This window comes from Shewanella mangrovisoli (assembly GCF_019457635.1).
In the GTDB taxonomy this organism is placed as follows: Bacteria; Pseudomonadota; Gammaproteobacteria; order Enterobacterales; family Shewanellaceae; genus Shewanella; species Shewanella mangrovisoli.
Window position 1 is genome coordinate 314,196 of the sequence record NZ_CP080412.1, and the last position, 11,632, is coordinate 325,827.

The 11,632-nt window shown below is 48.7% G+C and carries 6 protein-coding genes, 1 tRNA gene and 3 rRNA genes; 9 read left to right on the forward strand and 1 reads right to left on the reverse strand.

Translation table 11 applies throughout. The features are described 5' to 3' along the window. Positions 1 to 46: 46 nt before the first annotated feature. Entirely contained in the window at positions 47 to 1,294 is a 1,248-nt protein-coding gene (ccmI, locus tag K0H60_RS01465) for a c-type cytochrome biogenesis protein CcmI (protein ID WP_220058098.1), read from the reverse strand. A gap of 399 nt (positions 1,295 to 1,693) precedes the next feature. Here ccmI and K0H60_RS01470 point away from each other — a divergent pair, with 399 nt between their 5' ends. The 9 genes from K0H60_RS01470 to K0H60_RS01510 all read left to right on the forward strand — a co-directional run bounded on the left by K0H60_RS01470 (position 1,694) and on the right by K0H60_RS01510 (position 11,607). Next, positions 1,694 to 3,673: a heme lyase CcmF/NrfE family subunit gene (locus K0H60_RS01470; RefSeq protein ID WP_011715475.1), complete on the forward strand. Its 1,980-nt coding sequence runs from the start codon at positions 1,694 to 1,696 to the stop codon at positions 3,671 to 3,673. 11 nt (positions 3,674 to 3,684) lie between these two features. Further along, positions 3,685 to 4,239 carry a DsbE family thiol:disulfide interchange protein gene (locus K0H60_RS01475; protein WP_011715476.1) on the forward strand — a complete coding sequence of 185 codons (555 nt, stop codon included), beginning with the start codon at positions 3,685 to 3,687 and terminating at the stop codon, positions 4,237 to 4,239. Then, positions 4,236 to 4,715: a heme lyase NrfEFG subunit NrfF gene (gene nrfF, locus K0H60_RS01480; protein WP_220057029.1), complete on the forward strand. Its 480-nt coding sequence runs from the start codon at positions 4,236 to 4,238 to the stop codon at positions 4,713 to 4,715. The genes K0H60_RS01475 and nrfF overlap by 4 nt, the downstream gene beginning before the upstream one ends. Continuing rightward, entirely contained in the window at positions 4,712 to 5,293 is a 582-nt protein-coding gene (locus K0H60_RS01485) for a TlpA disulfide reductase family protein (protein WP_220057030.1), read from the forward strand. The genes nrfF and K0H60_RS01485 overlap by 4 nt, the downstream gene beginning before the upstream one ends. A 480-nt stretch (positions 5,294 to 5,773) precedes the next feature. Further along, positions 5,774 to 7,315 (forward strand): 16S ribosomal RNA (locus tag K0H60_RS01490). Positions 7,316 to 7,624: 309 nt separating this feature from the next. Beyond that, positions 7,625 to 10,514: ribosomal RNA gene (locus K0H60_RS01495) — 23S ribosomal RNA — on the forward strand. A 130-nt stretch (positions 10,515 to 10,644) separates the two neighbouring features. After that, positions 10,645 to 10,760: ribosomal RNA gene (rrf, locus tag K0H60_RS01500) — 5S ribosomal RNA — on the forward strand. Together the 16S, 23S and 5S rRNA genes with 1 tRNA gene alongside form the textbook arrangement of a ribosomal RNA operon. Before the next feature lie 45 nt (positions 10,761 to 10,805). Beyond that, positions 10,806 to 10,882 (forward strand) — tRNA-Asp (locus K0H60_RS01505). Between the two features lie 212 nt (positions 10,883 to 11,094). Then, complete coding sequence (locus K0H60_RS01510) at positions 11,095 to 11,607, forward strand: DUF1993 domain-containing protein (protein ID WP_220054402.1); 513 nt, start codon at positions 11,095 to 11,097, stop codon at positions 11,605 to 11,607. Positions 11,608 to 11,632 lie beyond the last annotated feature (25 nt).

Here is an 11,632-nt window from a genome sequence, read left to right on the forward strand (position 1 = left end):
TTTTATGTCTGCGCTAAGCCGAAACTTAGCGCTAGGTGCGGACAACTTATTGCACTTGGGTATCTAACACTAAGCTTGCTGTGTCACCCACATTCACTTTGCTGACCTTGCCTTGAATATCACCTGCTTGAGGTTTGATATTGCCATGCTTAGACAACACCGCAATCACTTCAACACTCGCAGTTTGGCTCAGTTTCACATCGCCACCCATACCTGTGCTGTCATCGAGCGTTACTGTTACCGGTAAAGATTTTGCGCTCACCTTAGTTGCCGCTAATGGTACTTTAGGACCTTCGGTCGCACGGGCGAAGACGAAGATAGTGTCATCAGGGCCTGCTTGTGCGGCCAGTTCGGGTGAAATTGAAATCGCAATACTTACAGACTTAGTCGCAACTTTTGCCTGCTTGTGGACATCATCGTTTGGCATGCCAGCGGTTTCGCCTTGCATACGCAGGTTTGCTGTTTCAATGGCATTCATCAGCGCGGCGCGGTCTACATCGGTGCGGTCGCTATTGAGAATGGTTTGCCATGAATCAATGGCTTTTTGATAGTTAGCGGTGAAGAAAGCATCCATACCGACGAGCAGTAAGGTTGATGGATCCTGTGGATCTAATGCTAAAGATTCATCGATTAAGGCTTGAATTTGCGGTGTCATTTGCTGACCCGCTTTGTAGTACATAGCCGTTGCTTTTGGACCAATTAATTCAGCGTGTTTACCGACTAATTCCATCACCTTATCGAAGGCCGCTACAGCTTTATCGAATTGGTTAGCAGAGATATAGGCGTGACCTAGGCTGAACCAAGCTTGGCTGTTTTCAGGTTCGGCTTGTATTTGAGCTTCCATCATCTGTACGCGCTGCGCCATGATTTGCGCCGCGTCCATACCCGCATGTGGGTTAGCAGGTTGAGTGTTGCCGATATTCTCAAAGGCACCCAAGTGCTGATAGAGGTAACCTGAAATCGCAATCAAGCAGACCGACATGACCGATGGCCATAAAATGCTCTTAGGTTTGATCTGGTTGACGAGTGAATCATCGCTCGCTTGTTTGATGTCTTGAAGCAGGCTGATTTCTAGCTCTTTCTTCAGTGCATCAAATTCAGCTTGGTCGAGCAGTTCTTCATTGAGTTCTTTCTCAAGAGTGGCAAGACGTTCATTGAACAATTCAAGGTTAGTTTGTCTGCGAACGCCGGCTTCTTCAGTGCGTAACAACTTTTGCTGTCTGAAATGCGGGATCCAGATCAGCGTTAAGCTGACCAACACAACAAGCGCAATAAAAATCCAAAATGTCGTCATTGTTTCTATATTCACTTTAGTTTGCATAAAAGCGGTTGTTACCGCCGGCTTGGAAGCAAGATTATACGTAAAGATTATTCATTGAACAGTAATATAAGACCTTCAATGCAGTGAAAACTGAGAGTTGGGCACTGGTTCACAAATTGATCCATCAGGTAAATTTTGTATGAAACTTAAGGCTCATTTATCTGTCACATGCAAAACTGTAGGCCTGTGATGGCTCCATTTCGACAAAAATCGAGAATGAGACAAGTCACCCAGTTTTGTATGAAAGAGGCAGACAGGAACAATAGCAAATACTAAAATGAACAAAATTTCGTGCATTTGTGTGAACAGCATGTTGTGCGTTGGTCTAGAGTCTTTCTAAATCAACATATTATTAGAGACTGAGGAAAACCCATGATCCCAGAACTTGGACACTTTTCGCTGATTATAGGAGTGGCATTCGCCTTCTTATTAGTCAGCGTTCCCCTTATAGGTGTTGCCCGTAAAGACCAATATCTAGTGAGGTATGCTTGGCCGTTAACCTACGGAATGTTCTTTTTTATCGCTTTATCCGTAGTATCTCTTGGTTACAGCTTCGCCGTTGATGACTTCTCCGTTGCCTATGTGGCACATCACTCGAACTCCCAGTTACCTATCTTCTTTAAGATTGCGGCCGTATGGGGCGGTCATGAAGGGTCACTGCTGTTCTGGGTGTTTGCGCTATCGACCTGGGCGGCTTCGGTTGCCTTATTCAGTAAAGGCTTAGAAGAAGTGTTCACCGCTAGGGTTTTAGCGGTACTGGCGCTGATCGTGATTGGCTTCAGCTTATTTATGCTACTCACCTCTAGCCCATTTGAACGCCTATTTCCAATGCCAGCCGAAGGTCGTGACTTAAACCCAATGCTGCAGGACGTGGGCTTAATCTTCCATCCACCTATGCTGTACTTAGGTTATGTGGGCTTCTCGGTGAGCTTCGCATTTGCGATTGCCGCTCTCATGAGTGGTCACCTTGACTCTGCTTGGGCACGTTGGTCACGTCCTTGGACCTTAGCCGCTTGGATTTTCCTCACAGGCGGTATTGCATTAGGTTCTTGGTGGGCATACTACGAATTAGGCTGGGGCGGCTGGTGGTTCTGGGATCCCGTAGAAAACGCTTCCTTTATGCCTTGGTTAGTGGGTACTGCATTAGTGCACTCGCTGATCGTGACCGAAAAACGTGGTGCGTTCCGTAACTGGACCGTATTACTGTCTATCTTCGCGTTCTCTTTAAGCTTACTCGGCACCTTTATCGTGCGTTCGGGTGTATTGACCTCAGTACACTCCTTTGCAGCCGATCCAAGCCGCGGTATGTTCATTCTGTTATTACTGGGTCTAGCGATTGGTGGTTCACTCACGCTGTTCGCCTTCCGCGCCAGTGAAATGAGCAGCCCAGCACGTTTCGAGCTGAAATCAAAAGAAACCATGCTGTTAGTCTGTAACGTGTTACTCACGGTTGCAGCGGGTACTGTGTTGTTAGGAACTCTATATCCACTGCTGATCGATGCCTTAGGCATGGGTAAGATTTCTGTTGGACCTCCATACTTCAACGCTGTGTTTGTGCCTATCGTCCTTGTACTGTTTGGCTTTATGGGTGTCGGTCCAATCATCCGTTGGAAGAAATCCAAAGCCGGTGAGCTCAAGCGCCAATTACTGGTGCCAGCTTTAGTCTCAGCAGCGATTGGTATCGTGACACCGTTTATTGTGGATGGTGCGTTCAACGCTTGGGTTGCCTGTGGTATCGCCGCTGCGTCTTGGATTGTGTTAGCGACGGCAAGAGCCGCGTATAACATTGTTAAGCCAAAAGAAGGCGAAGTGAGCGTGGCACGTATGGGCCGCAGCGAACTAGGGATGATCTTAGCCCACTTAGGTATTGCCGTGTCGGTGATTGGTGCCACTATGGTATCGAACTACTCGGTTGAGAAGAGTGTGCGTATGGGCCCAGGCGTGAGCCAAGAGCTTGCGGGTTATACCTTTAAGTATCTCGAGACTAAGAACGTCGTCGGTCCTAACTACACCGCGCAACAAGGTCAAATTGAGATCTACAAAGGCGATAAACTGCTGACGTTACTCAAGCCTGATCGTCGCCAATACAATGTGCGTACTATGGACATGACCGAAGCGGGTATCGATTGGGGTCTGTTCCGTGACTTATATGTCACCATGGGCGACCCAATCAGCAGCACCGAGTTTGCTGTGCGTTTGAACTACAAGCCATTTGTTCGCTGGTTATGGTTTGGAGCAATATTCATGATGGTCGGTGGTTTCTTTGCCGCATCGGATAAACGCTATCGCTCAAAAGTGGCGGCTACGGTTAAGCCACAAGCTGAAAAAGCGAAATTAGCTACCGCGCAATAGTTGGGGAATATATGAAGAAGTTGGTTCTGTTTATCCCATTAGTCATCTTTCTTGGCATGGGGGTATTTTTATACAAAGGATTGTTTTTAAATCCACAGAAACTGGATTCAGCTCTGGAAGGAAAGCCGATCCCGGCTTTCCAACTGGAACGTCTCGAAACACCAAGCGAGATGATTACCAATGAGCAACTGAAAGGCAAAGTCTCACTACTCAACGTATGGGCCACTTGGTGTCCATCTTGTAAGTATGAGCATCCTTTCTTAGTCATGCTGAAACGCCAAAATATTCTGCCTATCTATGGGATCAACTACCGCGACGAGCGTATTCCCGCATTGGAAGAATTAAAACGTCAAGGCGATCCGTACCATACCAACATCTTCGATAAGGATGGCCGTTTAGGATTAGACCTCGGAGTTTATGGTGCGCCAGAAAGCTTTATTGTCGATCATAAAGGCATCATTCGTTTCCGTTACGCCGGTCCAATCGATCAGCGCGTATGGAGCGAAACCTTGTACCCCATGATCCAACAACTACAAGCTGAAGCGGCGAAGGATGGTGCAGCGTGAGAACACTGACAAAAATCATCGGTGGTTTAGTGTTGTTGCTGAGTATGGCAACAGCGGCCATGGCGACACCCGTCGACACCTACGAGTTTAAATCGCCAGAAAACCAAAAACGTGGTTTATCGCTGGCCCATGAACTGCGTTGTCCGCAATGTCAAAACCAAAACCTGATCGACTCTAACTCACCCGTTGCCCGAGATCTGCGTCTTGAAGTCTACAAGATGGTCGACGAAGGCAAGGGCGATGATGAGATCATCGAGTTTATGACGAGCCGCTATGGTGAGTTCGTTCTCTACAAACCTAAAATGGAAACCAAAACCTATATTCTTTGGTTAGGTCCAGTGGGTCTGTTACTGCTTGGTCTGGTCATTGGCTTCATCTTTATCCGCAAGCAACGTATCGGTGGCAGCACTGAGGCCGAGATCAGCGCCGAAGATCAAAAAGCGCTCGATGCTTTATTAAAGCGTGATAATAAATGAAGTCATTTGCCTTAGCTGCAATCCTTGCGAGTCTGTCTGTTGCCTTTGCTGGTGGTGCCCAAGCGTACCCCGGCATGCAGCAGGCAAATAAGCCGGTAGAGTCGACAGTCGATCTGATTAACGTTTTACCCAAGACTTATCCTATCGAGCCCGTCGCTTTTAGCGATGTCGATGGCAAAGCTGTCGCTTTCAGCCAATACAAAGGCAAAGTCGTGATGGTGAACATGTGGGCGACTTGGTGTCCTCCCTGTGTCAGAGAGTTACCTGCGATTGAACGCTTGGCGACAAAGTTTAAAGCGGAAGAGTTTGCACTATTACCTATCTCTATCGATGCGGATGGCAAACAGCAGGTTCAGCCATTTTTAACCTCATTAGGAATGGCGAACTTTAATTCCTACTATGATCCTCAGCAAAACCTCGGGCAGGTGTTTCCATTAGATACTATCCCCGCGACCTTTATTCTCGATCAAAACGGCCAATTGATTGCGTTTGTGCGATCATTTGTCGATTGGGATGACGTAAAAGCCGTATCGCTGATCCAAGGTTTTATCGATAAAGGCGCGAAAAAGCTGAATTAAGCAGCAGATTGAGCGTAAATAGAACGTTATTGTAGAAAAGATCGCCATGCGATCTTTTTTTTAAAAAATTTTAGCCCTTGCACAAAAAGTTTCGGTGCCTATAATGCGCATCCACTGACACGGCAGACAGCGAAAGCGAATGCGGTTACAGTGCGAATCGAATGCAAAATGTGCAGTTGATTCGAAAGCGCCAAGAAGTTTTTAAAAACGCCTTGACGCGACAAGGGAAATGCGTAGAATACGCAGCCCTGACCCGCTGAGCGGTAACGTGAAGTGAATGGTCAAATGCTCTTTAACAATCTAAACAAGAAATCTGTGTGGACACTCACAGGTGTTGAGTTAATCGAAATTACTCTGCCGTTTGGCGAGTAATCAAAATTTAAATCAATGAATGAGTGTTCATAGCAATATGTACAACGACTTATTAAGTTAAGTCGATTCAGAATTCATTGAGCCGAACCTTCGGGTTCACAAAACTTTTAATTGAAGAGTTTGATCATGGCTCAGATTGAACGCTGGCGGCAGGCCTAACACATGCAAGTCGAGCGGCAGCACAAGGGAGTTTACTCCTGAGGTGGCGAGCGGCGGACGGGTGAGTAATGCCTAGGGATCTGCCCAGTCGTGGGGGATAACAGTTGGAAACGACTGCTAATACCGCATACGCCCTACGGGGGAAAGGAGGGGACCTTCGGGCCTTCCGCGATTGGATGAACCTAGGTGGGATTAGCTAGTTGGTGAGGTAATGGCTCACCAAGGCGACGATCCCTAGCTGTTCTGAGAGGATGATCAGCCACACTGGGACTGAGACACGGCCCAGACTCCTACGGGAGGCAGCAGTGGGGAATATTGCACAATGGGGGAAACCCTGATGCAGCCATGCCGCGTGTGTGAAGAAGGCCTTCGGGTTGTAAAGCACTTTCAGTAGGGAGGAAAGGTTGTAAGTTAATACCTTGCAGCTGTGACGTTACCTACAGAAGAAGGACCGGCTAACTCCGTGCCAGCAGCCGCGGTAATACGGAGGGTCCAAGCGTTAATCGGAATTACTGGGCGTAAAGCGTGCGCAGGCGGTTTGTTAAGCGAGATGTGAAAGCCCCGGGCTCAACCTGGGAATTGCATTTCGAACTGGCAAACTAGAGTCTTGTAGAGGGGGGTAGAATTCCAGGTGTAGCGGTGAAATGCGTAGAGATCTGGAGGAATACCGGTGGCGAAGGCGGCCCCTGGACAAAGACTGACGCTCAGGCACGAAAGCGTGGGGAGCAAACAGGATTAGATACCCTGGTAGTCCACGCCGTAAACGATGTCTACTCGGAGTTTGGTGTCTTGAACACTGGGCTCTCAAGCTAACGCATTAAGTAGACCGCCTGGGGAGTACGGCCGCAAGGTTAAAACTCAAATGAATTGACGGGGGCCCGCACAAGCGGTGGAGCATGTGGTTTAATTCGATGCAACGCGAAGAACCTTACCTACTCTTGACATCCAGAGAATTCGCTAGAGATAGCTTAGTGCCTTCGGGAACTCTGAGACAGGTGCTGCATGGCTGTCGTCAGCTCGTGTTGTGAAATGTTGGGTTAAGTCCCGCAACGAGCGCAACCCCTATCCTTATTTGCCAGCGCGTAATGGCGGGAACTCTAGGGAGACTGCCGGTGATAAACCGGAGGAAGGTGGGGACGACGTCAAGTCATCATGGCCCTTACGAGTAGGGCTACACACGTGCTACAATGGCGAGTACAGAGGGTTGCAAAGCCGCGAGGTGGAGCTAATCTCACAAAGCTCGTCGTAGTCCGGATTGGAGTCTGCAACTCGACTCCATGAAGTCGGAATCGCTAGTAATCGTGGATCAGAATGCCACGGTGAATACGTTCCCGGGCCTTGTACACACCGCCCGTCACACCATGGGAGTGGGCTGCAAAAGAAGTGGGTAGCTTAACCTTCGGGAGGGCGCTCACCACTTTGTGGTTCATGACTGGGGTGAAGTCGTAACAAGGTAGCCCTAGGGGAACCTGGGGCTGGATCACCTCCTTACCTATACGACTAACTCGATGTTTGTTGAGTGTTCACACAGATGGCTTGTTGAACTTCTCGAAAGGGAAGGGAGAGCGAAATGCACCGCTTGCCGGTAAGCATTGTTCTTTAACAATTTGGAAAGCTGATAGTAATTAATACAATGATGTCTGTCGTTGTGTTAATACGAAAAATTGAGTTCTTAAAACACTTTTTAAGTGTCTTGAATATTCAAGTCTAAGGCGAGTCCATCTTCTTGGTCGAAGATGAGACAAGTAAAACCAGCTGGTCGCAACGGCTCAAGTGATGTGAAACTCATTTGGGTTGTATGGTTAAGCGACTAAGCGTATACGGTGGATGCCTTGGCAGTCAGAGGCGATGAAGGACGTAGTAACTTGCGAAAAGCGTTGGCGAGCTAGTAACAAGCATTTGAGCTAACGATGTCCGAATGGGGGAACCCGGCCGCATAAGCGGTCATCGTAACGTGAATACATAGCGTTGCGAGGCAAACGAGGGGAACTGAAACATCTAAGTACCCTTAGGAAAAGAAATCAACCGAGATTCCCCTAGTAGCGGCGAGCGAACGGGGATTAGCCCTTAAGTCAGAGGGGTGTTAGTGGAATGGTCTGGAAAGTCCAGCGGCACAGGGTGATAGCCCCGTACACGAAAACTAACCTTTGATGAAAACGAGTAAGGCGGGACACGTGATATCCTGTTTGAATATGGGGGGACCATCCTCCAAGGCTAAATACTCCTGACTGACCGATAGTGAACCAGTACCGTGAGGGAAAGGCGAAAAGAACCCCTGTGAGGGGAGTGAAATAGAACCTGAAACCGTATACGTACAAGCAGTGGGAGCGGTTCTTGAGACCGTGACTGCGTACCTTTTGTATAATGGGTCAGCGACTTACGTTTTGTAGCGAGGTTAAGCGAATAGCGGAGCCGTAGGGAAACCGAGTGTTAACTGCGCGTTTAGTTGCAAGGCGTAGACCCGAAACCCGGTGATCTAGCCATGGGCAGGTTGAAGGTTGAGTAACATCAACTGGAGGACCGAACCGACTAATGTTGAAAAATTAGCGGATGACTTGTGGCTGGGGGTGAAAGGCCAATCAAACCGGGAGATATCTGGTTCTCCTCGAAAGCTATTTAGGTAGCGCCTCGGACGAACACCTTTGGGGGTAGAGCACTGTTAAGGCTAGGGGGTCATCCCGACTTACCAACCCTTTGCAAACTCCGAATACCAAAGAGTGCTATCCGGGAGACAGACGGCGGGTGCTAACGTCCGTCGTCAAAAGGGAAACAACCCAGACCGTCAGCTAAGGTCCCAAAGTGTATGTTAAGTGGGAAACGATGTGGGAAGGCTTAGACAGCTAGGATGTTGGCTTAGAAGCAGCCATCATTTAAAGAAAGCGTAATAGCTCACTAGTCGAGTCGGCCTGCGCGGAAGATGTAACGGGGCTAAACATACCACCGAAGCTACGGGTGCAATTCATTAGAGTTGCGCGGTAGAGGAGCGTTCTGTAAGCCGTTGAAGGTGAAGGGGTAACCCACACTGGAGGTATCAGAAGTGCGAATGCTGACATGAGTAACGATAAAGGGGGTGAAAAACCCCTCGCCGAAAGACCAAGGGTTCCTGTCCAACGTTAATCGGGGCAGGGTGAGTCGACCCCTAAGGCGAGGCCGAAAGGCGTAGTCGATGGGAAACAGATTAATATTTCTGTACTTCCGCTAACTGCGATGGAGAGACGGAGAAGGCTAGGCTAGCGCGGCGTTGGTAGTCCGCGTTTAAGGTGGTAGGTGGGTGACTTAGGCAAATCCGGGTCACTATACACTGAGAGCTGATGACGAGGTCCTAAGGGACTGAAGTAGTTGATGCCATGCTTCCAGGAAAATCTTCTAAGCTTCAGGTTAGCGGGAATCGTACCCCAAACCGACACAGGTGGTCGGGTAGAGAATACCAAGGCGCTTGAGAGAACTCGGCTGAAGGAACTAGGCAAAATGGTACCGTAACTTCGGGAGAAGGTACGCTGCTGTTGGTGATGGGACTTGCTCCCTAAGCTGACGGCAGTCGCAGATACCAGGTGGCTGCAACTGTTTATCAAAAACACAGCACTGTGCAAAATCGCAAGATGACGTATACGGTGTGACGCCTGCCCGGTGCCGGAAGGTTAATTGATTGGGTTATCGCAAGAGAAGCTCATGATCGAAGCCCCGGTAAACGGCGGCCGTAACTATAACGGTCCTAAGGTAGCGAAATTCCTTGTCGGGTAAGTTCCGACCTGCACGAATGGCGTAATGATGGCCACGCTGTCTCCAGCCGAGACTCAGTGAAGTTGAAATTGCGGTGAAGATGCCGTATACCCGCGGCTAGACGGAAAGACCCCGTGAACCTTTACTATAGCTTGGCACTGAACATTGACCCTACATGTGTAGGATAGGTGGGAGACTTTGAAGCGGGAACGCTAGTTCTCGTGGAGTCGTCCTTGAAATACCACCCTTGTAGTGTTGATGTTCTAACTTGGGCCCCTAATCGGGGTTAAGGACAGTGCCTGGTGGGTAGTTTGACTGGGGCGGTCTCCTCCCAAAGAGTAACGGAGGAGCACGAAGGTTGGCTAAGTACGGTCGGACATCGTACGGTTAGTGCAATGGCATAAGCCAGCTTAACTGCGAGACAGACACGTCGAGCAGGTACGAAAGTAGGTCATAGTGATCCGGTGGTTCTGAATGGAAGGGCCATCGCTCAACGGATAAAAGGTACTCCGGGGATAACAGGCTGATACCGCCCAAGAGTTCATATCGACGGCGGTGTTTGGCACCTCGATGTCGGCTCATCACATCCTGGGGCTGAAGTCGGTCCCAAGGGTATGGCTGTTCGCCATTTAAAGTGGTACGCGAGCTGGGTTCAGAACGTCGTGAGACAGTTCGGTCCCTATCTCGCCGTGGGCGTTGGATGATTGAGGGAGTTGCTCCTAGTACGAGAGGACCGGAGAACGAACCGCTGGTGTTCGGGTTGTCATGCCAATGGCATTGCCCGGTAGCTATGTTCGGAATCGATAACCGCTGAAAGCATCTAAGCGGGAAGCGAGCCCCAAGATGAGTCATCCCTTGGACTTTAAGTCCACTAAAGAGCCGTTCGAGACTAGGACGTTGATAGGTCAGGTGTGTAAGCGTTGTGAGGCGTTGAGCTAACTGATACTAATGACTCGAGAGGCTTAACCATACAACCCAGATGGGTTTTGCTAAGAGTACTTAGCTTGAATACAAACACTTAAGAAGTGTAACTCAAACCAGCTTTCCGAATTAATTTACTGCCTGCATGAGATAAGACGGGTAAGTGAATAACAAATTTGCTTGGTGACAATAGCATTGTGGTCCCACCTGATCCCATCCCGAACTCAGAAGTGAAACGCAATCGCGCCGATGGTAGTGTGGGGTCTCCCCATGTGAGAGTAGGTCATCGCCAAGCGCCTAATTTGGTCTCTACTTGAAACAAGTAGCACCAGACAGAGTTGGAGCGGTAGTTCAGTTGGTTAGAATACCGGCCTGTCACGCCGGGGGTCGCGGGTTCGAGTCCCGTCCGCTCCGCCAACACATAGAGATAAGCCTCATCGAAAGATGAGGCTTTTTTCGTTTAGACTGTTTAAAAAATTACTTTCCAGCCCTGTTTTATATCCATTAGCGTTGATGTTTTAGCTAATAGTGAAATAAATCTTTATCTCGTCTTGTTGAAATCGCCTCTTTTGCCCCAAGATATTCTGAAGTGCTGCAATCTAGTGGCGTTTATCACAGGAGTTTATGTCATGCTTTATGATTTAACGGCTGTTCAATTTAGCAAGATGCTGAAAAATTTGAGTCTTATTCTGGAAAAGGGTGAGGTTTTTGCCAACTTGAAGAAGGTGGATATGGCGGTATTATTGAATTCCCGCTTAGCACCCGATCAATTTAATCTGATCCGTCAGATCCAGATTGCCTGTGATACCGCTAAGATTGGGGTCGCACGTCTGACGGGTAATTTAGAAACTGTGCCTAAGCATGATGATACTGAAACGACGCTACCTGAGCTGCAAGCGCGTATTGCTTCTGTTATCGAGTACTTAGCTCAATTTACTGAGGCAGATTTTGCCGATGCGGCGACTATCCATGTTTCTCAACCGCGTTGGGAAGGTAAGTATTTGACGGGGTATGAGTTTGCGATTGAGCATGCCATCCCAAACTTATATTTCCATGTGACGACGGCCTATGCGATTCTGCGCCACAACGGTGTGGATGTGGGTAAGAAAGATTATCTTGGCCCTATGCCTTACAAGGCGTAATCCCCATCGCACAGCAGAGTATTTG

What these genes read in the sequence shown, in the direction of transcription:
- ccmI (WP_220058098.1), bottom strand. Translation starts at nt 1,294, where the DNA reads ATGACGACATTTTGGATTTTTATTGCGCTTGTTGTGTTGGTCAGCTTA.
- K0H60_RS01470 (WP_011715475.1), top strand. Translation starts at nt 1,694, where the DNA reads ATGATCCCAGAACTTGGACACTTTTCGCTGATTATAGGAGTGGCATTC.
- K0H60_RS01475 (WP_011715476.1), top strand. Translation starts at nt 3,685, where the DNA reads ATGAAGAAGTTGGTTCTGTTTATCCCATTAGTCATCTTTCTTGGCATG.
- K0H60_RS01510 (WP_220054402.1), top strand. Translation starts at nt 11,095, where the DNA reads ATGCTTTATGATTTAACGGCTGTTCAATTTAGCAAGATGCTGAAAAAT.
- K0H60_RS01485 (WP_220057030.1), top strand. Translation starts at nt 4,712, where the DNA reads ATGAAGTCATTTGCCTTAGCTGCAATCCTTGCGAGTCTGTCTGTTGCC.